The sequence below is a fragment of the Chryseobacterium salviniae genome (assembly GCF_035819015.1).
In the GTDB taxonomy this organism is placed as follows: Bacteria; Bacteroidota; Bacteroidia; order Flavobacteriales; family Weeksellaceae; genus Chryseobacterium; species Chryseobacterium salviniae.
On the sequence record NZ_JAYLAA010000039.1, the window covers coordinates 1 to 22,141 of the forward strand.

Genomic DNA, 22,141 nt, shown 5'->3' on the forward strand with positions numbered 1-22,141 from the left:
CCSCCCCAACCCGAAATACAGAAAAGAGCTCACACAGGCCGCTCAATCAGGGCTATGATATTCGCATCGTAATAAATTTTTTGCAATTTAGCCTTTAAACCATACAATTGATATAAGAACATCAAGCAATACGCAATATCTATAAGTCAATCCGCTTATATTTTTTATTTATAAGTAATTATGCTTATATTTGCAGAATGATAGCGGTAATTACCGGAGATATTATTAATTCACAACATGCGGATACGGAAGTTTGGATTACCAGACTTAAAAATCTTCTCGAAAAGTGGGGGAGTGCTCCTCAGACATGGGAAATTTACAGAGGCGACGAATTTCAGTTCAAATGCAATATTGATGAAGTATTCTGGAGATTTTTAGCGATAAAATCACTCATTAAAAGCCAGGAAAATTTAGACGTACGCATCGCTATCGGGATCGGTGAAGAAAATTTTTCCTCCGATAAAATCACAGAATCTAACGGAAGTGCTTACGTCCATTCAGGAAGATTGCTCAACGATCTTAAAAACGACGGACATACCGTTTCTGTAAAAACTTCCAACGACTCTGTAGACAGGGATCTTAATATTCTGCTCAAATGGTCTTCAAAAGATTTCGACAACTGGACGATGGCTACTGCCGAAATTATCCATGAAATGATTATGAATGAGGAGATTACCCAGGAAGACCTTGCGAAGAAATTTGCCATTTCACAGTCCTCGGTAAGCCAGAGACTGAAGCGCGCCAACTACGACCTTATTGTAGAAACCAATCAGTATTTCAGAAAGAAAATAGCAGAACTGTAAGCATGATTTTTATTACGCTCATATTGGCACATTTACTCGGAGATTTTATTCTTCAGCCAAATTCATGGGTTGCCGATAAAGAAAGCAAAAAACTGAAAAGCGGGTATCTGTATATTCATATCATGATTCACACGGTTTTAAGTCTTATTTTTCTTTGGAATCTTCAGCTTTGGTGGATAGCAGTTCTGGTGGGCATTTCGCACTTTATCATAGATGCTGCAAAGTTGAGATTTCAGACCATGCAGAATAAGAAAAACTGGTTTTTTGCAGATCAGGCTTTGCATATTCTGGTAATTGCAGGAATCTCTTTTTATTATAATGAATTCAATTTTAATTTTCTCAAGGATTTAACAATTTTAAAAATATTGGGAGCTGCATTGTTTTTAACAACGCCGGCATCCGTCATGATTAAAATACTACTGTCTTCCTGGACTCCGGCTCCGGAAGCAGCAGGTAATATCCAGACTGAATCCTTATCAAGTGCCGGAAAATATATAGGGATCCTGGAAAGGCTCATGGTTTTTACCTTCATTGTGGTAGATCATTGGGAAGGGGTAGGTTTTATGGTCGCAGCAAAATCGGTGTTCAGGTTTAGTGATCTGGCACAGGCAAAGCAGAGAAAGCTTACGGAATATGTACTTATTGGTACGCTCCTCAGCTTCGGAATAGCTATTTTAACGGGAATTGTAATCAAATAAATATAAATCTAATAAAGACAATTTAGCAATGGAAAAGAAAGAAATGTTGTACGAAGGTAAGGCAAAGCAGGTATTTGCTACCGACAATCCGGATCAGGTAATCGTGCGTTTTAAAGATGATGCTACTGCATTCAACGCTCAGAAAAGAGGATCTGTGGACCTGAAAGGGGAGATGAACAACGCCATCACTACGCTAATCTTTGAATACCTGAATGAAAAAGGAATCAAGACTCATTTCATAAAACAACTGAACGAAAGAGAGCAGCTGGTAAGAAGAGTATCTATTATTCCGTTGGAAATGGTCGTAAGAAACTATTCGGCAGGAAGCATGGCTCAAAGACTGGGAGTGGAAGAAGGAATCAAATCTCCGGTTACTATTTTCGATATCTGCTATAAGAAAGATGAGCTGGGAGATCCGTTAATCAACGATCACCACGCAGTTTTCTTAGGAGCAGCAACGTATGAGGAACTTGACGAAATGTACGAGCTCACTTCTGATATCAACGACATTCTGATTGATCTTTTCGACAAAATGAATATCATTCTGGTTGATTTTAAAATCGAATTAGGAAAAACATCCGATGGCGAAATTATCCTGGCAGACGAAATTTCTCCGGATACCTGCAGACTGTGGGATAAAGATACCATGAAGAAGCTGGATAAAGACAGATTCAGAAGAGATCTTGGTGAAGTTACCGAAGCTTATGTTGAGATCTACAATAGATTGAAACAAGCGTTAGGTAAATAAGTCCAAAAACACTAATCAGATGTAAGTTTTTTATTTAACATAATATTTAATTTTTCATCTAATTAAAAGATCTACCAAATAAAATCTAGATTAGAAAAAATAGAAATGAAAAGTTTAGACATTCATAAAAGTGAATATTTAAAGCAGTTTGAAACCCAGACCTACGGAAGAAATCTTTTCAGAACGCAGGAAGAAGAAAGACTGGATGCTCCCAACGAGGAGTGCGGGATCTTCGGAATGTATTCTGATAATGATCTCGATACGTTTTCGCTTTCGCAGTTCGGGCTTTTTGCATTACAGCACAGAGGCCAGGAAGCGTGTGGTATTTCTGTTTTGAAAAACGGAAGAATTACCAACATGAAAGATGAAGGACTGGTTTTAGACGTGTATAAAGATATACCGGACCCGGAAACTTTTATGGGAAATTCTGCAATCGGGCACACCCGCTACACGACTGCAGGAGACAAGAAAAAATATAATTTCCAGCCATTTTTCGCCAAAAATGAATACGATCAGATCATTCTTTCCATTGCGCATAATGGTAATTTAACCAATGCAAAAGAGCTGAAAAAAGAGCTGGAAGCAGAAGGAGTGGTTTTCAGAGCAACTTCAGATTCTGAAGTAATCCTGAGGCTTATCCAGAAAAACCTTGATCTCGGACTTCGAGGAGCGATTAAAGTGACGATGGAAAAGATTGAAGGCGCATATTCTGTTGTCGGGATGACCAGAAATAAATTTTTTGCTTTCAGGGATTTTAACGGAATCAGACCGTTGGTATTGGGAGCGATCGACGAAAAATCATATGTGGTTGCTTCAGAATCTGTAGCATTGGATGCCGTAGGTGCACAATATGTCCGTGATATTTTACCCGGAGAGATCGTTTACACTAACGAAAACGAGCCTGGAAAGCTTCATTCTTATATGGCCGATGAAGAAAAAGGAAAACAGAGAATCTGCTCATTTGAGTATATTTATTTTGCAAGGCCCGACTCTTCATTAGAAAATATAAATGTTTACGAAATCAGGGAAAAATCAGGGGAAAAGATTTGGCATCAGGCGCCTGTAGATGCAGATGTGGTAATTGGGGTTCCGGATTCCGGGGTTCCGGCGGCCATTGGTTTTGCCAAAGCTTCGGGAATTCCTTTCCGCCCGGTTTTAATTAAGAACAGATACATCGGAAGAAGCTTCATTGTTCCTACCCAGGAAATGAGAGAGCGGGTGGTAAACCTTAAGCTAAATCCTATTATCTCGGAAATTAAAGACAAAAGAGTGGTCATTATAGACGATTCCATCGTTCGTGGTACGACTTCCAAAAGGCTGGTTAAGATTTTGAAAGACGCCGGCGTAAAGGAAATACATTTCAGAAGTGTTTCTCCACCAATTATTGCTCCTTGCTATCTGGGAATTGATACACCGTCTAAAGACGATCTTATCTCTGCCAATATGACAACTGCTGAGCTGAGGGATTATCTTGGAGTAGATTCTCTGGAGTTCTTAAGTGTTGAAAATTTAAAAGAAATTCTGGGCTCTGCCAATCACTGTTTTGGATGTTTCACAGAACAGTATCCTGTTGGCAAAGGAGAAGAAGTGGAATTATTCAATTAAATCTTTACAACATAACATACAAAACAAAAGGTCAGGCTTCATTGAAACCTGACCTTTTTCGTATTGAAATCAAAATTGTTTTAGAATTTAAATGCTAAACCAACCTGGAATAAGTTGTTTCTGATGGCATCAGAGTTGCTTGGTCTGTCTTTAGCAATATCAGTAAGACCTGCAACATATCTTGCAGTAATACCGATATTATCTGTGAAATAGTATCCTGCACCAATACCAATACCAAAGTTGAATTTATTTAGGCTGTCTTTATAATCTCCTGATTCAGTGATAACGTCATTATCAGTCTCATTTTTGAATTTATTCTTTGCATTAACCATAAAACCGAATTCAGGACCTGCTTCTAAATAAAGATTTGGAATAACGTTATACTGGAACATTACCGGAACAGTGATGTAATCTAAATGTCTGGCACGGGAATAACGCGTCCCTGCAGTAGTCTGATCATATTTGTCACCATATTGAGAGTATAAAACCTCCGGCTGGATGCTGAATGAAGTAGCTACCGGAATATTAGCGAAAACACCCGCATTAAAACCGATTTTAGAACCTTGATCATCTAATCCGGCTTCATCTGTTACCGAAGAAACGTTCATTCCTGCTTTAATACCAAATGCTACAGGCGATGCAGATGAAGTAGAAGTCGTGGTTGTAGTCTGGGCAAACGCCAATGAACCAGCTGTAAGTGCTATTCCTAAAATTAACTTTTTCATAACTTTAATTTTTTGATAATTTACTTTAATTTTAAATTTTACTACTGTCAATTAAATTAACGGGGAGTATCTTTCAAATTGCTTGCCAAAAAATAAAAGTATGATAAATGTCAATATAGAATGATTTTATTTAATCAAAATATTTTTTTTAATATTTTGATTTTCAATAAATTATTTGTGTTTAGGTTTTGCTATTTTAGAAATAGTCTAAATTTCCAATTGTCGCTGATAATGAAAATTTGTACCTTTTAAATTACATCAGCATCATTAAGTTTTCTATAATATTCAAGGGAAGAAATTATCTTTTCTTTGCTGCACTGATAATCAAATGTACAAGATCCAATTTCCGAAATCAGTGAAAAATTGATTTTACTGTCTATATTCTTTTTATCATTGATCAGAAGTTCGAAGATATCTTTATCCTTAAAATCACTGATATCGAGATAAGGATAATATTTCTGAATATTCTCAATAATTGCAATGCAGTCTTCTTCAGAAAGAAGGCCTTCCAAAAAGGACAGGTGTGTTTCAGTAATCATCCCCATGGCAACCGCTTCCCCATGAAGAATTGGATTTCCCTGGCTAAGACAAAGGCTTTCTACAGCATGTCCTATGGTATGCCCGAAATTCAGCGTTTTACGGATGTTTTTCTCTTGGAAATCCTGCTGTACAATGTCTTGCTTAATTTCTATGGATGTTTCAATATGAGGAACAACAGCCTCAACATCCAATTTTGAGATATGGATAAGGTTTTCCCAATGTTTTTTATCCGCAATTAAACCATGTTTCAGCATTTCGGCAAAGCCGCTTCTCAATTCTTTAAAAGGAAGTGTTTCTAAAAATTTAGGATACACGAAAATCTGCTCAGGAAAAGTAAACGTTCCTACCATATTTTTGTAATGCATCAGGTCGATTCCTGTTTTTCCTCCAATGGAAGCATCACACATCGATAAAAGGGTAGTAGGAATATTGATAAACTGCACACCTCTTTTATAGGTGGAAGCCACAAAACCTCCCATATCCGTAATCACGCCGCCACCAAGGTTAATGATCAATGCTTTACGGTCTGCCTGCATTTCCGTAAGAATTTCCCAAAGCTGATTGGCGGTCTGAATATTTTTCATTTCCTCGCCCGGCTCTATCTCAAGAATTTCAAATGCCAGATCGGTTTCCAGGTTTCCTAAAAGAACGGGAAGACAATACTCATGCGTATTCTCATCCACAAGAATAAAAATTTTACTGAATGATCTTGAACTTAAAAAATCGTTGAGCTGCGAAAAATTATCATTTAATATTGTTATCATTTTCAGATTTTCTGTTGTGTTAATCGTATCACGATATGCAAAGTTATGATTCTTAATTTTTAACTCGTTACTAAATATGCTATCTTTGCAGAAATTTTTAGAATGAGCAGAGATAACAATAATTCAGAACGACCAAAGAGACCAAGAATTTCAATCAAGAAAAATTCTGATAATTCTCGTGCTTCCAGATCTGGAAATTCTTCAGAATCAAAACCTTTTAAAAAATCTTTCCCGAAAGCAGGAGAGAGAAATTCAGAGTCGAGGAGAAGCGGTGATACCAGTTACCAGGCCCGAATGGATAAAAAATATGGAAAAACCGAACAGGAACCCTTTATAACAAGTGCAGGAGAAGGTAAAAAAACTTTTGGTAAATCTGCACCGAAAAGAGGTGGAACTAGGCCCAATAATTTTGATACCAGAGATAAATACGAAAGAGGCAGCCTGAAATACGGAAAAAGGCCGGGAACAGAAAACCGGGAAGATAAAAATAAATCTTTTGTCCAGAAAAGAAGGCTAACCAAAATTGATAAGGATATCCACAAAGACACCATCCGTCTGAATAAATATATCGCTAATTCAGGAATCTGCAGCAGAAGAGAGGCAGACGAACTTATTACTCAGGGATTGGTTGAGGTGAATGGTAAAGTGGTAACCGAAATGGGTTATCAGGTTCAGAAAACCGATAAAGTTGTTTTTGACGGACAGAGCATCACGCCTGAAAAACCGGTATACGTTCTTTTGAATAAGCCGAAAGGATATATTTCAACCACCAAAGACGACAAGGCCAGAAAAACGGTGATGGATCTTGTAGCAAATGCTTCGCCTTATCGTTTGTTTCCTGTAGGAAGATTAGACCGTTCCACAACAGGAGTTATTCTTTTAACAAACGACGGGCATATGACGAAGAAGCTTACGCATCCGTCTTTTGATGCGAAGAAAATTTATCATGTTACCTTAGATAAAAAACTTACACATGAAGACATGAAGCTTATTGCTGAAGGAATTCGCCTGGATGAAGGAGTAGCAGTAGTAGATCAGATTTCTTTTATTGAAGGGAAACCCAAAAACGAAGTCGGAATAGAAATCCACATCGGGTGGAACCGGGTTATCAGAAGAATTTTCCAGCGATTAGGATATGAAGTGGAAGCGCTGGACAGGGTAATGTTTGCTGGACTTACCAAGAAGAACATCAAAAGAGGGCACTGGAGGATTCTTACAGAACTTGAAGTGAACAATCTTAAAATGCTTTAAAATAAGTATGTAATAATATAAAGACGCTCATGCAGCGTCTTTTTTTATGCCTATGATTTATCGGTCTAAATTTTCTCACAGAACCCGCATTTTCGCATGATTATCATAAGAAATCAATGTTAAAATTCTGCGTAATTCCGTATCTTTGGGAAAAATTTTTACAAAAATGATTGAGTGGAAAACCGCCAAAGAATACGAAGATATTACCTACAAAAAATGTAATGGTGTAGCAAGAATCGCTTTCAACAGACCGGAAGTTCGCAATGCCTTCAGACCTAAAACAACTTCAGAATTGTACGATGCTTTTTATGACGCTTATGAAGATCCTTCAATAGGTGTTGTGCTGCTTTCCGGAGAAGGGCCAAGCCCCAAAGACGGCGGCTGGGCTTTCTGCAGCGGAGGCGACCAGAAGGCAAGGGGACATCAGGGATATGTTGGTGAAGACGGAAGACACCGGTTAAATATTCTTGAAGTGCAGCGACTCATCCGTTTTATGCCGAAAGTAGTTATTGCAGTGGTTCCGGGTTGGGCTGTTGGTGGAGGACACTCTCTTCATGTGGTTTGTGATTTAACCTTAGCAAGCGAAGAACACGCTATTTTCAAGCAAACGGATGCCGATGTGACAAGTTTCGACGGAGGTTACGGTTCTGCATATCTTGCTAAAATGGTCGGACAGAAAAAAGCCCGGGAAATTTTCTTTTTAGGCAGAAATTATTCCGCACAGGAAGCCTTCGAAATGGGAATGGTCAACAAAGTGGTTCCTCACGCAGAATTGGAAGATACGGCTTACGAATGGGCGCAGGAAATTTTAGCCAAATCGCCAACTTCCATTAGAATGCTGAAATTTGCCATGAACCTTACCGACGACGGAATGGTTGGCCAGCAGGTTTTCGCAGGAGAAGCAACACGTTTGGCGTACATGACGGAAGAAGCAAAAGAAGGAAGAAATGCATTCCTCGAAAAAAGAAAACCGAATTTCGGGGAAGATCAATGGATATCTTAAAACATAAGTAATTGGTAATAAGTAGTGAGCAATACCGACATTACTTATTACCAATTACTCATTACTTATAAATTATGACTGATTGGATAAAAGCCGCAAGGCTTAGAACATTACCGCTCTCATTAAGCGGAATTATCATGGGTGCTTTCATTGCCAAATGGAGATTGTACGGTGAAGGCGGAACCTGGGACTGGAAAATTTTTGCTTTGGCACTTTTAGTAACCTTGCTGTATCAGGTTTTATCAAACTATGCTAATGATTATGGGGACGGAATAAAAGGTACTGATGCTAAAAGAGCTACGGAAGCCGAAGCAAGAGCGGTCGCATCTGGAAAAATTACCGCAAAACAGATGAAAAATGCAGTGATCCTGCTTTCAGTTTTGTCTTTTGCAGCAACGGTGGCGCTTCTGTATGTAGCCTTCATCCCGGACTATATGAATGAATTTTACATTTTTATCGGTCTTGGTGTTGCAAGCATTTTGGCAGCCATCGGATATACGATTGGTAAAAAACCATACGGTTACATGGGATTGGGAGATATTTTCGTTTTCATCTTCTTTGGGCTGGTTTCCGTGTGCGGAAGCTATTTCTTGTTTACAAAATCCTTCAGCTGGGATATGCTGCTTCCCGGAACCGCCATCGGAATGATGAGCATGGCTGTTTTAAACCTGAATAACATGAGAGACATCGAAAGTGATAAATTATCCGGGAAAAACAGCCTGGCTTTAAGGATCGGGTTTAAAAATGCAATGATTTATGAAATGATCCTGTTACAGCTTCCATTAATTTTAATATTGATGTTTTTAGCAGTAAACGGATTCTTCCAGACTCAGAATTATTATGTTTTTATTGTGATGATTCTCATGCTTCCGCTGATGAAAATCAGGAGGCAGATTATGGCTGTTAAAAATCCGAGAGAGCTTGATCCGTTCTTAAAACAGGTAGGAATTATGACCTTTATGATGGCGGTTCTTACTGCTGTAGGGCTTAATTTCTTTCATTAAAATAAAGTCAGTGTAGAAGTTGAGTGTTTTGGGGTCATGCTAAGCTGAAGTTTATATTAAGCCTGCCGAAAGAAAACATTTCCAATTAAATTAATAATTCGAAAAAATAAATTCAAAATGAAAATACAATATTTGGGACAAAACTGTTTTTTGTTCACTTACAAAGACAAAACCATTTTATCGGATCCATTTTACAACTACAAAAAAGCAGAATCAGGATTTGACATTGCTGCACAGAAAATCGATTACATCCTTTTGACGCATGCTCACGGAGATCATATTGCAGATGTGGAAGAAGTATTGCAGCACCATCCTGAAGCAACGCTTATCGCAGTTCCTGAAATCTGCGGATATTTTAAAAGCGCAAAAAATACGGATGATGTGAATTTAGGAGGATCGGCAAAAATTGATGATCTTAAAATTTCCATGGTTCCTGCGCATCACACAAGCTCATTTCCTGACGGAAGCTACGGAGGTGTTCCCGTAGGATATATTTTCAGGCTTCCTGAAGGCAGAAACCTTTACCTTGCAGGAGATACCGGTGTAATGGCAGATATGGAGCTGTTTCCTAAATTATACGGAAATCTGGATCTTTCTGTCCTTCCGATCGGGAGTCACTACACGATGTGTCCGAGAAAGGCAGCTTTTGCCGCGGCGGAATTATTGAAAACCCCGAAAGTAATCGGATGCCATTTTGATACATTCCCTGCGATTGAAATCAACCACGAAAGTGCATTAAAGCATTTTGCAGATAAAAATGTAGAGCTTGTTTTACCAAAACTGGGCGAAACGTTCGAATTTTAAATAAATGTTGAAAGATAATTTGAAAATCAGAATGGAATTGTTGAATGCCTTAAAAACAAAAAAAGATAATTTTCAAACTACCTCTCTTCAACTAAAACCAATAAAAAATGGCAAGCTACCTAAATCACACCGCTACGACCGATTACCTTTGCTGCGTTCCCACCCTGGAGGATTCTCAGGAGCTGGTTGTTTAGGACTTGCCGGTGCAAAGATAGCAATATTTTGTTAACTTAAAAATAATATGACAGAAAAAATAATTGAAAAAACGCTTTGTCAGTGCTAAATTACTGAATTTAAGAACAATAATTTTTCAATATTTTTTTAAAAAATTAGATATGACAAAAAGCCCTTCCACAATAGGAATTTTACTGTTTGCCGCTACAATGATTGTCTTTTTTGTAGTGTATTACTTCTTTTCAGGAGTTGAATATTTTGATATTTCATTGAAAGCCAATGCTTTCGTTTTACCCATTATTTATGCCGGGGCAGCGTTCTGGTCTGTAAAGACATACTGGGGCAGCCACAAGACGGTAAGCTTTAAAGAGGCTTTTAATAGAGCTTTTGTACCCATGTTTATCGGTGGAATTTTATCAATTTTCAGCATTTACGCCTTTTTGAATTTTGTTGATACCGATGCAAAAAAACTGTTAAATTACCAATATGTTACGAGGCAGAAATCGGAACTCGACAAGGAATATTCCTCTGCAAGAAAGATTTTAAAGCATCAGAAAGACATTGATGAGCTCGATCAGAAATACAAAGAAAGACTCCAAAGTTTTACGCCGGAAGCAGTTAAAGGAAAAGATATGCTTACGGCAAGTCATTTTTCAGGATATTTTGCGGCAATACTTATATTTTACGTAGTTTTGTCGTTATTTTTCGGGGCGTTTTTCAGAACAAGAACAATGTACCAGGAAACAGAAATTAAAGAATAATTTTTTATCAGAATTAAATGAATTTATCTATAGTTATTCCGTTATTGAACGAAGAAGATTCTCTGGAAGAGCTTTTTTCACGAATTGATAAAGTTTGCAGATCCAATAGTTTATCCTATGAGATTTGGTTTGTGGATGACGGAAGCACAGATTTGTCATGGAGCATTATTGAAAACCTGAAGGTTCAGAATCCGCAGATCCACGGCATTAAATTTTCTAAAAATTACGGAAAATCCCAGGCGCTTCATGCCGCTTTTGAAAGAACCAACGGCGATGTTATTATTACAATGGATGCTGATCTTCAGGACTTTCCGGAAGAAATCCCGGAATTATACGCAATGGTTGTCAATGAAAATTACGACATTGTTTCCGGATGGAAAAAGAAGCGTTTTGATAATGTGATGACGAAAAATGTACCGTCGAAATTATTCAATGCAGCAGCAAGAAAAGTTTCCGGAGTGTATCTTCATGATTTCAATTGCGGACTGAAAGCTTATAAAAAACAGGTCGTAAAAACCATAGATGTATACGGAGATATGCACCGATATATTCCGGTGTTAGCTGCCAATGCAGGGTTCAGAAGAATTACGGAAAAAGAAGTGCAGCATCAGGCAAGGCCTTACGGAGTTTCAAAATTCGGGACGGAAAGATTTATCAGAGGCTTTCTGGATTTGGTAACGCTTTGGTTTGTAAGCCGTTTCGGAGGCAGGCCAATGCATTTTTTCGGAGCAGTGGGCACACTAATGTTTATTGTAGGTTTCCTTTCGGCGATCTGGCTTGGAGTTTCAAAGCTAATTGATGTTGCCAGAGGAATGTATGGTCATCTTATTACCGATAATCCGTGGTTTTATATTGCATTAACGATGATGCTGATGGGGACATTGCTTTTTATCGCAGGATTTTTGGGAGAAATGATTATCAGAACAAACAGAGAACATAAGAATTATAATATTGATGAGGTAATCTAAAAAATGAATACAAAGAGTTGTTTAAACTGTGGCCATTTGGTTTCCGATGAGTTTTGTCCTCATTGCGGGCAGAAAGCCGACACAGCACGAATAACGCCTCGATCTCTCATCAAAAACGATATTCTCGGATCAATCTGGCACATGGAAGCCCGGTTTTTCAGTACTTTACAAGATATTATAACCAGGCCCGGACAAACGGCGATGGATTATATCGCAGGAAAAAGAATCAGGTACAACAATTTTATCCCGTTGTTACTGGTTCTTTTCAGTTTTAATGTATTGGGGCTGCATTATTATGAAAAATTTGCGCCGCCTGAAGTTCTTGCAGATGATTCAGGAATCAAAGATCTTCTTTCAAAATATTCAAAAGCTATTTTATTTGTTATCATTCCGATGCTGGCTGTGAATGCCTATTTTCTTTTCAGAAGAATAAATTTGAATATCGCAGAGCATTTTATCATCGGAACGGTTAGTCTTTTAGGAATTTTAACCTTATTTTTGTTGGATGATATCGTAAGTCTTATTGTTCTGTGGAAACCGGTTTCAAAGATTTTCAATATTGTTGATAGAGCATTATTTGCTGTTTCTGTACTTTTTCCGGCGCTTACTTACTGGAATGCTTTTAAAAGTTCATACACAAGATCTGGTTTAGCTTGGAGAATTATTGTTTTGTATATTTTGATGGTATCGGAAAGTGCGGTTATAGGTTTAATCTTATATGAAATATTTTAGAATGAATATGAAAAATATACTGTATGCATTCATTTTATCAGCAATAATTTCCTGCGGAAAAATTTCTCCGAAAGGAAATATTGAAAGAAAAGATATGGAAGTCTCGGAATTTGTAAATCTTGATCTTAAAGGGAAATTCCGTGTATTTTATGCAAGAGGGACAAAAAATTTCGTGGAGATTGAAACGTATCCCAATGTTGCAGATAATCTTGACGTGGAAGTTGAGGACAAAACATTAACGATTAAAGAAAATCGCGGAACGAAGGGGGTAGATTTCTATAATATTACCATCTATTCAAAATACAATCTGGAAAAAATTGCCATTTCGGATTCTGTAGAAATGAATATTTCAAGCGAAATTAAGACCGATAATTTTAGGCTTAATTTAAAAAATTATGCTACATTTATGGGTAGTGTAAATACAAGAAGGGCAGAAGTTGAAATGCTGAACCGAAGCAGGGCCAACTTCCTCGGGCAAACCCGGGATGCGGTGATAAAGATTTCCGATACGGCAAGCCTGATTGCTCCTTACTGGAAAATCGAAAACCTGAATATCGAATCCAAAAACGGGAATTATGCAGAAGTGAATGTGAAAGATTCATTGAAAGGGCATATTCAGAACACGGCGAAATTTACTTATTATAATGACCCGATCCGTGCATTTAAAATTGATAAAAGTGCAAAGGTGGAAAATAAAAAGTTGGATTAAGCTGGAAGTATGAAGCTGGATGATGGAAGCTTAGTAGTTTTGAATCTGCTAATCACATAAATACAAATGAGTTTCAAATTTGAAAAATTAATTATTTGGCAAAAATCTATGGAATTTGGAGAGGAAATTTTTAAATTATCTCAAGATTTCCCAAAAGACGAAGTATTTAATTTAGTTTCACAGATAAGAAGAGCTTCGGATTCGATTGCCCTGAATATTTCTGAAGGATGTATTTTACAGTCAAGATTAGAGTTTAGAAAGTTTTTAGGATATTCGATCCGTTCTTTGGCTGAAACTGTAACCTGTCTTTATAAAGCAAAGAACAGAAATTACATTTTAGAAGAACAATTTAATAAATTATATAATGAAAGCCATAGTCTTATGAATCAATTATAGCTTTCAGAAATCAGATAAAACAATAATAATATGCTGAAGTCTGGAATCTGATGTAGGAAAACTTCCTGCCTCCATCTTCCATCTTCCATCCAAAATAAACATACACGAAATACAAATATGACAACATTAGAAAAAGCAAAACTTTGGTTGCATGAATCATTTGATGAAGAAACAAGAGGCGCTGTACAATTATTGATTGAAGGCAATTCTCCGGATCTGGAAGACTCTTTTTACAGAGAGCTGGAATTCGGGACAGGAGGAATGAGAGGAATTATGGGTGTCGGAACCAATCGTTTAAATAAATATACGTTAGGTCAAGCAACACAGGGACTTGCGAATTATATGTTAAAGCAGTTTCAAGGTGAAGAAATAAAAGTTGCTATTGCTTATGATGTAAGAAATAACTCCAGAGAATTCGGGAAATTAGTAGCTGATGTCTTGACGGCAAACGGAATCAAAGTATTGTTATTTAAAAATCACAGGCCGACTCCGGAACTTTCCTTTACGGTAAGAGACAGAAACTGCCACGGAGGAATTGTTTTAACAGCATCTCATAATCCACCCGAATACAACGGTTACAAAGTATATTGGAATGACGGGGCGCAGATTGTTCCGCCACATGATGAAGCGATTATTAATGAAGTATATTCCGTAAAATTTGACGAAATTAAATTTAACGGAAATGATGATTTAATCGAATGGATCGGAGAGGAGCAGGATGATGTCTACATTGATGCCTGTATTAAAAATTCCACCTATCAGAATGTTGGAAAAGAAAATCTGAATATTGTTTTCACGTCTATTCACGGAACAACGTATACAACCGTTCCAAAGGCTTTGGAAAAAGCGGGCTTCAAGAAAATTGATCTGGTTAAGGAGCAGATGATCCCAAGTGGTAACTTCCCGACTGTAGATTCTCCAAACCCGGAAGATCCGGCAGCACTGGAAATGGCAATGGATCTGGCAAAGATTACCAACGCAGATATCGTGATCGGAACAGACCCGGATGGAGACCGATTAGGAATTGCCGTAAGAAATCTTGACGGTGAAATTGAGCTTTTAAACGGAAATCAGACCAATACAATTCTTACTTATTATATCCTGAATGAATGGAGAAAGCAGGAAAGAATTACCGGAAAAGAATTCATCGGTTCTACCATTGTAACCTCCGATATTTTCTTTGATATCGCCCAAAAATTCGGGGTTGACTGTAAAGTGGGGTTAACTGGATTCAAATGGATCGGGAAAATGATCCGCGATTTCGAAGGAAAAGAAAAATTTATCTGTGGCGGAGAAGAAAGCTTCGGATTCATGACGGGTGATTTCGTTCGTGATAAGGATTCCTGCGGAAGTATTGTCCTTGCCTGTGAAATTGCAGCATGGTGTAAAGCCAATGGAAGAACGATGTACCAATATCTTATTGAGATTTACCAGGAGACCGGAATGTATTACGAAGGGTTGGTGAATCTCGTAAGAAAAGGAAGAGACGGAGCGGAAGAAATTGAGAATATGATGAAGAATTTCCGTGAACATCCGCCAAAATCATTAGCAGGATCTCCGGTTGAAGAAGTAAAAGACTTTAAGGAACAGACAAATTTCATCGTTTCACAAAATGAGAAAAGGGTGATGGATGACATTCCGAAATCAAACGTACTCATTTATTATACTCAGGACGGGACCAAAGTCTGTGTAAGACCTTCCGGAACGGAACCTAAGATCAAGTTTTATATCTCAGTAAAAAACAGTATTATTTCTGAAGCAGATTTTAAAGATAAATTAAAGTCTCTGGAAGCAAAAATTCAGGAAGTCAGAAAAGATCTGCAACTCAGTTAAATATAACAATGTATCAGTCTAACAGTTTACCAATGATTGGTTTATTTTCAATTAATACACTGTTACACTGTTACATTATAAATTATTACATTAAATAAATTTAAATTAAATAAAGTGAAAGTTTCAAAATTAGCGGCGAACCTGATCGGTTCTGAAATTGTAAAAATTGGTAATGAAGTAAACGATTTAAAGGCAAAAGGAGCGGAGATTGCCAACCTTACAATTGGTGACCTTAATTCTAATATTTATCCCATTCCTGCAAAATTAAAGGAGGAAATTCAGAAAGCGTATCAGAATAACCTGACGAATTATCCGCCTGCTAACGGACTTTTATCTTTAAGAAAAGAGGTTTCAAAAGATTTAAAAACAAGATGGAACCTGGATTATTCACCTAACGATATCCTGATTACGGCAGGTTCAAGACCTTTGATCTATGCGGTTTATAAAACTATTGTAGACGAGGGGGATAAAGTGGTTTACCCAATTCCTTCTTGGAATAATAATCATTATGCATACCTTACTTCGGCAAATGCTGTGGAAGTAAAAACCACCCCTGAAAACAATTTCCTTCCAACAGCGGACGATTTAAGGCCACATCTTGAAGGTGCTGTTTTACTGGCTCTTTGTTCTCCGTTAAATCCTACAGGTACAATGTTCACCAAAGATCAGCTTTCAGAAATATGCGAATTGGTTTTAGCGGAAAACAAAAAAAGAGGGGATGATGAAAAGCCTTTGTACTTAATGTATGATCAGATCTATTCCAATCTTACTTTCGGTTCGGAGCACGTAGATCCGGTTTCGCTTTTCCCTGAAATGAAAGATTATACGGTGTATATTGACGGTATTTCAAAATGTCTTGCCGCTACCGGAGTTCGTGTAGGATGGGGATTCGGGCCGGTTCATATCATGGACAAAATGAAAGCGCTTCTTACACACGTAGGAGCATGGGCACCAAAACCGGAGCAGGAAGCTACTGCAAAATATTATGAAAATCCGGAGGAAGTAAATGCATTTGTTGAAGATTTTAAAGGAAAATTAGAAGCAAGCCTGAAAGTCCTTCATGCAGGAATCCAGGATCTGAAAGATAAAGGCCTAACTGTTGACAGCATCGAACCGATGGGAGCGCTTTATCTTACCATCAAATTAGATTATATCGGAAAAACAAAACCGGACGGAACAGTGATCGAAAATTCTTCTGATCTTGTTTTCTACCTTATTAATGAAGCAGGCGTTGCTTTGGTTCCTTTCTCTGCTTTCGGAGAAGATAAGTCTGAGCCTTGGTTCAGAGCTTCTGTTGGAGGTTTGGCCATCGACGAAATTGAAGTCATGATGCCGAAACTGGAAAAAGCTTTGAGTTATTTGAAATAATTTAAAATATATGCTTAGACAGGCTCAGCATGACAATTCTAAATATTATTTAGCAGCTTATTTTAGAGGTTATACTGAGCAGAGTCGAAGCGTTTTTGGAATTCAGATCCGTATTTCATAATAATGAAGTTTCCGAGAAAATATTTTTTAGATACAAAACTATTATGCCGTTCAACAGTAGTTATTACACTATTGGTAATTTTATGTGTATGGATTTCAGGGCAAAATTCACATAGATCTTTATTTCAAAACTCTATTTTTTCTACTTCGATTTTAGGAACTGCATTTTTACTTTTTATCAGCTTAGGATTATATTACGGCTTAAAACTGAAAGATAATATCGGGCATGTTTTAACAAAAGAAAATATCAAAAAATTATCAGATAAAACTCCGGAAATTGGGAATTTTGATTTTGATGGACCTGCTTTAGGAGATGGAATCGGAGGGATTATTGTATCAATTATTGTCTGGATTGTGATCTCTATAGTTGTTGTTTTTCTTTTATATTTTCTCGGCGTTTTTTTCTGGGCTGTAATTTTATTGTTAGCAGCCATGCTGTATTGGATTTTTTTCCGGGCTCTACGATTGGTTTTTAAAAACTCAAAATACTGTAGGGGAAATTTAGTAAAAAGCTTAGGTTTTGGGATATTTTACTCCTTTTTATATCTATCCTGGATCTACGGGATCATTTTTATGGTTAATTACTTAAATTAAATCTACATCAAAAAATATAAAATGAAAATTATCGCAGTTATCCCCGCACGTTACGAAGCAAGCCGCTTTCCGGCCAAGCTGATGCAGATGTTAGGCGAAAAGACCGTCATCACAACAACCTACCAAAACGTGGTGGAAACCGGTTTGTTTGATGAAGTTTTTGTAGCAACCGATTCGGAAATTATTTTTAATGAAATTTCTAAAAACGGCGGAAAAGCTGTCATGACCGGACAGCATGAAACCGGAAGCGACCGTATTGCCGAAGCAGTGCAGAATATTGACTGTGATATTGTCATTAACGTTCAGGGAGATGAGCCTTTTTTAAAATTAGAACCATTACAGCAATTAATTAAAGTTTTTCATAACGACGAAAATCAGGAAATTTCTTTAGCTTCGTTAAAAATAAAACTTCATGAAAAAGAAGAAATAGAAAATCCTAATAACGTAAAAGTAATTACGGATAACAACGGTTTTGCGCTGTATTTCAGCCGCTCTGTAATTCCTTTTCACCGGGAAATTTCGTATAACGTCGACTATTTTAAGCACATCGGCGTGTATGCTTTCAGAAAACATGCATTGATACAGTTTTCCAAACTGGAAATGAAACCACTTGAAATTTCGGAAAAAATAGAATGCATCCGCTATCTTGAATACGGCATGAAAATCAAGATGATAGAAACCAATTTTGTAGGAGTAGGAATTGATACGCCGGAAGATCTTGAAAAAGCCAGAAGGTTAATTTGAGAATTAAATAATTTGAAAATATGATATCAGTTCTCTATTTTCAAATTGCTTCATATCAAATTTTCAAATTAAAAAAGCCTTATATTTGGCATGATAAAATGAAATTAATGAAAAAGTTACTTTTCGTATTCGTCCTGATCTTTTCCCATTCCATTTTTGCCCAAACCGCAAAAGAAATCATTGATAAAAACATAGAATTGTCCGGAGGATTAACCAACTGGAAGCTTTTAAATTCCGTATTGCTCCAGGGAAAAGTGATCTTGGGAGTAAAAGATGAGTATCCGATCAAAATTTACCAGCAACGCCCGAACCTTACCAAAACAGTCATTACCATTGGCGGAAAAGACACCGCTATTGAAGGCTACGACGGAACGAAAGGCTACGCGATGAATTATGCGGCCAATAAACTTCAGCAATATCCGGATTACGCTCCCGAAAGCTTCGATAACGATTTTATCGACTGGGAAAGCAAAGGTTTTGAAGCTAAATATTTAGGAAAGGAAAAAATCGGAAATATTTATTGTCATAAAGTTGAATTAACAAAAAATGTAAATAAGAATATCTACTATTTCGATGCAAAGGATTATATGCTGATAAAAGAAATTAAAAAAGATGAAACTTTATTATACTCAGAATATAAAAAGGTAGGGAATTTGTTGCTGCCTTTCAGGATAGAATCGTCGAGTGCAAAAAAAGACGGAGATTATGTGATGCTTATCAACAGGGTTGATATTAACAAAGTATTTCCGGCCAATACATTCAAATTTTAATCAAAATAATAAAGGGAATTATGAAAAAGTTATTTTTAATGTTTCTTTCTGTAGTTGCGTTTTTCAACAGCTGCGCTCAGAAAAAAAGTGAAGAATCTAAAGCTAAAACCAATCAACTTATGGGAAAATCAATATATGATTTCAAGGTAGACGCCCTGGAAGAAGGAAAACAGATCAACTTTGCAGATTTCAAAGGAAAGAAAATCCTTATCGTAAACACCGCTTCAGAGTGTGGATTTACACCGCAGTATGCTGATCTTGAAAAAGTTTCGGAAGAATATAAAGACAAATTGGTTGTGGTTGGATTTCCGGCTAATAATTTCGGAGGACAGGAACCGGGAAGCAATGAAGAAATAGGCGCTTTTTGTCAGAAAAATTACGGGGTAACCTTCCCGATGGCAGCAAAAGTTTCAGTGAAAGGTGATGATACGGCTCCGATATTTAAATATTTAACTGAAAAAGAACTAAATGGCGTAAAAAATACAACCATCCTTTGGAATTTCACAAAATTTTTAATTGATGAAAACGGAAAACTGATTGATTCATTTGTAAGCACAACAAAACCTACGGATGAAGCGATTACGAAGTATCTGAAATAAAAAAATATCATTAATATAACAATATAGCAGTGTAACAGTTTACCAATTCAATTCGGAATTATTAAGTTGTTACACTGTTTCATTTTTATATTGCTACATTGATCATTTCTCTGCAAAACAAAAAATATTCCCCAGCTTGATACTTGAGTAACCATTGCTTTTAATTTTGGATGAATTAATCATTGCCTTTGCTAAGACGTTTGTAGGTAATGGTTTCTGGCTCTCAAGCAATCCCAGTTTATTGGCAAATTTTATAATCCTGCTTCCAAGCACTTCTCCCGTTCTGTCGGAATCTCTTCGCTCCAGCATTCCCGGTTTGAAGATGGTGATTTTTTCAAAATGCAGTTTCTTTACAGCCTCTTCCAGTTCGCCTTTCATTCGGGAATAAAATATTTTGGATCTCGGATTGGCACCGTATGCAGAAACCAGAATATAATCGGTCACATTATTTTCTCTTGCAGCTTTAGCAAATTCATATTGATAGTCGAAATCTACTTTTCTTTGGGCTTCTTTACTTCCGGCAGCTTTTAGAGTTGTTCCCAGGCAGGAAAAAACAACATCACCCTCTACTTTATCTTTCCATTCTTCAGGGCGATCAAAATTCACAACATATACTTTCAATTTATCATTTTGAATATCAACTGGTTTCCTTACAAAAATGGTAATTTCTTCGAAGTCACTATCTTCAAGCAACTGGCTGACCAAATCTTTTCCTGTAGCGCCCGTAGCACCAATAACTAAAGCTTTCATATAATCTTGTTTGTGAAATTGTTGTTTGCTTCTTAAATTTACTAAATTTCTGTAATTTCCCCTTAAAATTCTTCACAAAATACTTTTCCGTACAAATAAATCTTTATATTTTAATGCCCTTTTCTCAATCAAATGCCAAGAAATATATCCAAGAATAATTGAGATGGGTAAAGAAAATATGAGCAGCGTAATAGCATCAGATCTGTAAAGATGTACCAATGTTTGCTGCACCGGAAAAGAGTAAATGTAAATGCCGTAAGAAGTATCGCCAATAGTTTGCCCCACTTTATTAATAAGAGGGGTTGATCTTCTACCTAAGAATATAACAATTAGTGGCAGTGTAAGATAGCTTGTATAAACAGTAATATCCAGATATATACCTGCGCTAAAAATTATTGTTGAAAGTATAATAATAATGTTTTCTCTTCTTTTATTTTTTATATCTAAGTAAGTTATAAACATACCTCCTGTAAAAAAGCACATTAGGTTATAAAAATGTTTGCTGCTCAGGGCAATTTTAGCAAACAATCCATTTAGAAAGTAAGGCTGAAAAATACTCAAAGAGTAACTCAGTAGAAAAAGCAGTAGAACAATATATTTCAAATAAGTTTTTTTACGAATAAAATACAAAGCAGATACCATTACATACATGCTGAATTCATAGCTTATCGTCCATAAACTTCCGTTGATACTGTGTTTATAGGGATTGCTTTCAAAAACACCGTCAATGCCTTTTTGCCTGAAAAATAAAGTCATATTGAGAGGAATATAACTATAAACATCACTATTTTTATAATAAGGAATATTATTTTCATAAACAGCCGGTGCCAACAGAACGGTAAAAATAAGAATTACTGTTAATGCGGGGAAAAGCCTTAATATTCTCTTCCAATAAAAATCGACAAGACCTTTACACCGCAAAAGGCTCTTAAAAATAAGATATCCGGAAATGATAAAAAAGCCATGTACACCAAGATATGATAGCTCGATTCTGTGAAGAGTAATTTTTGAAAAAGGCTCATACTGGCCGGTTCCGGAAAGAACATAAGAATGGCTTATCACCACGAGTGCTGCAAAAAGCAACCTCATAAAATCAAAGTTATTCGTTCTTGAAATCATTTTTCGGCTGATTTTTCAGGATTTGTAAAGAAAGGTTTCTTATTATTTTGTTTTCCTGATACTCGCCGGACAAGAATTTTTGTACTAAAAGTTGCTATACAAGCAAAAAAATTTCTCATACAATTGTGTTTTTGTAAATATATAAATTTTTAATAATATTGAAGTAAAATTTTAATTCAATAGATTTTTAATGGATACTAATGAAATCCTTGATTATTGCCTTGCAAAAAAAGGCGTTACAGAAAGTTTTCCTTTTGATAATGAGACACTTGTCCTTAAAGTTGGCGGGAAAATGTTTCTTTTAATGCCGTTAGAAAGGCATCCGTTACAAATCAATGTAAAAACTGATCCGGAGTGGAGCGCAGAACTTCGTGAGCAATATCCACAGATTACCGGTGCATTTCATATGAACAAAACCCATTGGAATTCCGTACAGTTAGACGGGCTGAAAAGAGATCTTATCCTGCAGCTTATTGATCATTCCTATGAACTTATTTTTAAATCTTTAACCAGGAAAATTCAGAATACAATACAAAACTCCTAAATAAAACTAATCCTA

General features: G+C 36.7%; 24 protein-coding genes and 1 other RNA gene. 19 read left to right on the top strand and 6 right to left on the bottom strand.

The window, feature by feature from the left end; genetic code table 11:
• The first annotated feature begins 197 nt into the window (after positions 1–197).
• From SOP96_RS10195 to purF, 4 genes are all read left to right on the top strand, one after another.
• Positions 198–803 carry a SatD family protein gene (locus SOP96_RS10195; protein ID WP_326320881.1) on the top strand — a complete coding sequence of 202 codons (606 nt, stop codon included), beginning with the start codon at positions 198–200 and terminating at the stop codon, positions 801–803.
• Positions 804–805: 2 nt separating this feature from the next.
• The gene (locus SOP96_RS10200) at positions 806–1,501 is read left to right on the top strand and encodes a DUF3307 domain-containing protein (protein WP_326320882.1); all 696 of its coding nucleotides are present in this window, start codon (positions 806–808) and stop codon (positions 1,499–1,501) included.
• Positions 1,502–1,529: 28 nt separating this feature from the next.
• Entirely contained in the window at positions 1,530–2,249 is a 720-nt protein-coding gene (gene purC / locus SOP96_RS10205; protein ID WP_326320883.1) for a phosphoribosylaminoimidazolesuccinocarboxamide synthase, read from the top strand.
• A gap of 105 nt (positions 2,250–2,354) precedes the next feature.
• Complete coding sequence (purF, locus tag SOP96_RS10210; protein ID WP_326320884.1) at positions 2,355–3,854, top strand: amidophosphoribosyltransferase; 1,500 nt, start codon at positions 2,355–2,357, stop codon at positions 3,852–3,854.
• An 80-nt stretch (positions 3,855–3,934) separates the two neighbouring features.
• Here the strand turns inward: purF and SOP96_RS10215 are convergent, their stop codons facing one another.
• Both SOP96_RS10215 and aroB read right to left on the bottom strand, forming a co-directional pair.
• Positions 3,935–4,579, bottom strand: coding sequence for a porin family protein (locus tag SOP96_RS10215; RefSeq protein WP_326320885.1), 645 nt, complete (start codon positions 4,577–4,579; stop codon positions 3,935–3,937).
• A 248-nt stretch (positions 4,580–4,827) separates the two neighbouring features.
• Complete coding sequence (gene aroB, locus SOP96_RS10220) at positions 4,828–5,883, bottom strand: 3-dehydroquinate synthase (RefSeq protein ID WP_326320886.1); 1,056 nt, start codon at positions 5,881–5,883, stop codon at positions 4,828–4,830.
• Positions 5,884–5,985: 102 nt separating this feature from the next.
• Here aroB and SOP96_RS10225 point away from each other — a divergent pair, with 102 nt between their 5' ends.
• From SOP96_RS10225 to SOP96_RS10240, 4 genes are all read left to right on the top strand, one after another.
• On the top strand, positions 5,986–7,134 hold the full coding sequence (locus tag SOP96_RS10225) for a pseudouridine synthase (RefSeq protein ID WP_326320887.1): 1,149 nt from the start codon (positions 5,986–5,988) through the stop codon (positions 7,132–7,134).
• 166 nt (positions 7,135–7,300) lie between these two features.
• Positions 7,301–8,137 (top strand): 1,4-dihydroxy-2-naphthoyl-CoA synthase, encoded by an 837-nt coding sequence (locus SOP96_RS10230; RefSeq protein WP_002979196.1) that lies wholly within the window; start codon positions 7,301–7,303, stop codon positions 8,135–8,137.
• A gap of 74 nt (positions 8,138–8,211) precedes the next feature.
• Positions 8,212–9,141 carry a 1,4-dihydroxy-2-naphthoate octaprenyltransferase gene (menA, locus tag SOP96_RS10235; protein ID WP_326320888.1) on the top strand — a complete coding sequence of 310 codons (930 nt, stop codon included), beginning with the start codon at positions 8,212–8,214 and terminating at the stop codon, positions 9,139–9,141.
• Between the two features lie 117 nt (positions 9,142–9,258).
• A complete protein-coding gene (locus SOP96_RS10240; RefSeq protein ID WP_326320889.1) occupies positions 9,259–9,945 on the top strand; it encodes a metal-dependent hydrolase in 687 nt (228 codons plus the stop codon).
• A 105-nt stretch (positions 9,946–10,050) separates the two neighbouring features.
• Here SOP96_RS10240 and ffs read toward each other — a convergent pair.
• Positions 10,051–10,148: signal recognition particle sRNA small type (gene ffs / locus SOP96_RS10245), an RNA gene on the bottom strand.
• 132 nt (positions 10,149–10,280) lie between these two features.
• On the opposite strand from ffs, the gene SOP96_RS10250 reads away from it, so the two are divergent.
• The 7 genes from SOP96_RS10250 (at position 10,281) to SOP96_RS10280 (ending at position 16,886) form a co-directional block, all read left to right on the top strand.
• On the top strand, positions 10,281–10,880 hold the full coding sequence (locus tag SOP96_RS10250; RefSeq protein WP_326320890.1) for a DUF4199 domain-containing protein: 600 nt from the start codon (positions 10,281–10,283) through the stop codon (positions 10,878–10,880).
• A 17-nt stretch (positions 10,881–10,897) separates the two neighbouring features.
• Positions 10,898–11,848, top strand: a complete 951-nt coding sequence (locus SOP96_RS10255; protein WP_326320891.1) for a glycosyltransferase family 2 protein — start codon at positions 10,898–10,900, stop codon at positions 11,846–11,848.
• Between the two features lie 3 nt (positions 11,849–11,851).
• A complete protein-coding gene (locus SOP96_RS10260; RefSeq protein ID WP_326320892.1) occupies positions 11,852–12,580 on the top strand; it encodes a DUF3667 domain-containing protein in 729 nt (242 codons plus the stop codon).
• 7 nt (positions 12,581–12,587) lie between these two features.
• Positions 12,588–13,289, top strand: a complete 702-nt coding sequence (locus tag SOP96_RS10265; RefSeq protein ID WP_326320893.1) for a GIN domain-containing protein — start codon at positions 12,588–12,590, stop codon at positions 13,287–13,289.
• A 66-nt stretch (positions 13,290–13,355) separates the two neighbouring features.
• Complete coding sequence (locus SOP96_RS10270; protein WP_326320894.1) at positions 13,356–13,685, top strand: four helix bundle protein; 330 nt, start codon at positions 13,356–13,358, stop codon at positions 13,683–13,685.
• Between the two features lie 117 nt (positions 13,686–13,802).
• Positions 13,803–15,518, top strand: coding sequence for a phospho-sugar mutase (locus SOP96_RS10275; protein ID WP_326320895.1), 1,716 nt, complete (start codon positions 13,803–13,805; stop codon positions 15,516–15,518).
• A gap of 114 nt (positions 15,519–15,632) precedes the next feature.
• Positions 15,633–16,886 carry a pyridoxal phosphate-dependent aminotransferase gene (locus tag SOP96_RS10280; RefSeq protein ID WP_326320896.1) on the top strand — a complete coding sequence of 418 codons (1,254 nt, stop codon included), beginning with the start codon at positions 15,633–15,635 and terminating at the stop codon, positions 16,884–16,886.
• 314 nt (positions 16,887–17,200) lie between these two features.
• On the opposite strand, the gene SOP96_RS10285 is transcribed toward SOP96_RS10280, so the two are convergent.
• Positions 17,201–17,440 carry a hypothetical protein gene (locus tag SOP96_RS10285; RefSeq protein WP_326320897.1) on the bottom strand — a complete coding sequence of 80 codons (240 nt, stop codon included), beginning with the start codon at positions 17,438–17,440 and terminating at the stop codon, positions 17,201–17,203.
• 181 nt (positions 17,441–17,621) lie between these two features.
• Here SOP96_RS10285 and kdsB point away from each other — a divergent pair, with 181 nt between their 5' ends.
• From kdsB to SOP96_RS10300, 3 genes are all read left to right on the top strand, one after another.
• A complete protein-coding gene (gene kdsB, locus SOP96_RS10290; RefSeq protein WP_326320898.1) occupies positions 17,622–18,344 on the top strand; it encodes a 3-deoxy-manno-octulosonate cytidylyltransferase in 723 nt (240 codons plus the stop codon).
• 107 nt (positions 18,345–18,451) lie between these two features.
• On the top strand, positions 18,452–19,114 hold the full coding sequence (locus SOP96_RS10295; RefSeq protein ID WP_326320899.1) for a histidine kinase: 663 nt from the start codon (positions 18,452–18,454) through the stop codon (positions 19,112–19,114).
• 20 nt (positions 19,115–19,134) lie between these two features.
• A complete protein-coding gene (locus SOP96_RS10300) occupies positions 19,135–19,713 on the top strand; it encodes a glutathione peroxidase (protein WP_326320900.1) in 579 nt (192 codons plus the stop codon).
• Positions 19,714–19,815: 102 nt separating this feature from the next.
• Here the strand turns inward: SOP96_RS10300 and SOP96_RS10305 are convergent, their stop codons facing one another.
• Both SOP96_RS10305 and SOP96_RS10310 read right to left on the bottom strand, forming a co-directional pair.
• A complete protein-coding gene (locus tag SOP96_RS10305; RefSeq protein WP_326320901.1) occupies positions 19,816–20,463 on the bottom strand; it encodes an NAD(P)H-binding protein in 648 nt (215 codons plus the stop codon).
• Positions 20,464–20,535: 72 nt separating this feature from the next.
• Positions 20,536–21,582 (bottom strand): acyltransferase family protein, encoded by a 1,047-nt coding sequence (locus SOP96_RS10310; RefSeq protein ID WP_326320902.1) that lies wholly within the window; start codon positions 21,580–21,582, stop codon positions 20,536–20,538.
• Positions 21,583–21,772: 190 nt separating this feature from the next.
• Between SOP96_RS10310 and SOP96_RS10315 the strand changes: the two genes are divergently transcribed.
• Positions 21,773–22,126 carry an MmcQ/YjbR family DNA-binding protein gene (locus SOP96_RS10315; protein ID WP_326320903.1) on the top strand — a complete coding sequence of 118 codons (354 nt, stop codon included), beginning with the start codon at positions 21,773–21,775 and terminating at the stop codon, positions 22,124–22,126.
• Positions 22,127–22,141 lie beyond the last annotated feature (15 nt).

Coding starts and splice junctions, on each gene's coding strand:
- SOP96_RS10270 (WP_326320894.1), top strand. CDS start 13,356: ATGAGTTTCAAATTTGAAAAATTAATTATTTGGCAAAAATCTATGGAA.
- SOP96_RS10240 (WP_326320889.1), top strand. CDS start 9,259: ATGAAAATACAATATTTGGGACAAAACTGTTTTTTGTTCACTTACAAA.
- SOP96_RS10305 (WP_326320901.1), bottom strand. CDS start 20,463: ATGAAAGCTTTAGTTATTGGTGCTACGGGCGCTACAGGAAAAGATTTG.
- purC (WP_326320883.1), top strand. CDS start 1,530: ATGGAAAAGAAAGAAATGTTGTACGAAGGTAAGGCAAAGCAGGTATTT.
- aroB (WP_326320886.1), bottom strand. CDS start 5,883: ATGATAACAATATTAAATGATAATTTTTCGCAGCTCAACGATTTTTTA.
- SOP96_RS10275 (WP_326320895.1), top strand. CDS start 13,803: ATGACAACATTAGAAAAAGCAAAACTTTGGTTGCATGAATCATTTGAT.
- SOP96_RS10250 (WP_326320890.1), top strand. CDS start 10,281: ATGACAAAAAGCCCTTCCACAATAGGAATTTTACTGTTTGCCGCTACA.
- SOP96_RS10300 (WP_326320900.1), top strand. CDS start 19,135: ATGAAAAAGTTATTTTTAATGTTTCTTTCTGTAGTTGCGTTTTTCAAC.
- purF (WP_326320884.1), top strand. CDS start 2,355: ATGAAAAGTTTAGACATTCATAAAAGTGAATATTTAAAGCAGTTTGAA.
- SOP96_RS10260 (WP_326320892.1), top strand. CDS start 11,852: ATGAATACAAAGAGTTGTTTAAACTGTGGCCATTTGGTTTCCGATGAG.
- SOP96_RS10310 (WP_326320902.1), bottom strand. CDS start 21,582: ATGATTTCAAGAACGAATAACTTTGATTTTATGAGGTTGCTTTTTGCA.
- SOP96_RS10315 (WP_326320903.1), top strand. CDS start 21,773: ATGGATACTAATGAAATCCTTGATTATTGCCTTGCAAAAAAAGGCGTT.
- SOP96_RS10225 (WP_326320887.1), top strand. CDS start 5,986: ATGAGCAGAGATAACAATAATTCAGAACGACCAAAGAGACCAAGAATT.
- SOP96_RS10215 (WP_326320885.1), bottom strand. CDS start 4,579: ATGAAAAAGTTAATTTTAGGAATAGCACTTACAGCTGGTTCATTGGCG.
- SOP96_RS10265 (WP_326320893.1), top strand. CDS start 12,588: ATGAAAAATATACTGTATGCATTCATTTTATCAGCAATAATTTCCTGC.
- SOP96_RS10195 (WP_326320881.1), top strand. CDS start 198: ATGATAGCGGTAATTACCGGAGATATTATTAATTCACAACATGCGGAT.
- SOP96_RS10230 (WP_002979196.1), top strand. CDS start 7,301: ATGATTGAGTGGAAAACCGCCAAAGAATACGAAGATATTACCTACAAA.
- kdsB (WP_326320898.1), top strand. CDS start 17,622: ATGAAAATTATCGCAGTTATCCCCGCACGTTACGAAGCAAGCCGCTTT.
- menA (WP_326320888.1), top strand. CDS start 8,212: ATGACTGATTGGATAAAAGCCGCAAGGCTTAGAACATTACCGCTCTCA.
- SOP96_RS10285 (WP_326320897.1), bottom strand. CDS start 17,440: ATGGCTGCTAACAATAAAATTACAGCCCAGAAAAAAACGCCGAGAAAA.
- SOP96_RS10295 (WP_326320899.1), top strand. CDS start 18,452: ATGAAAAAGTTACTTTTCGTATTCGTCCTGATCTTTTCCCATTCCATT.
- SOP96_RS10255 (WP_326320891.1), top strand. CDS start 10,898: ATGAATTTATCTATAGTTATTCCGTTATTGAACGAAGAAGATTCTCTG.
- SOP96_RS10200 (WP_326320882.1), top strand. CDS start 806: ATGATTTTTATTACGCTCATATTGGCACATTTACTCGGAGATTTTATT.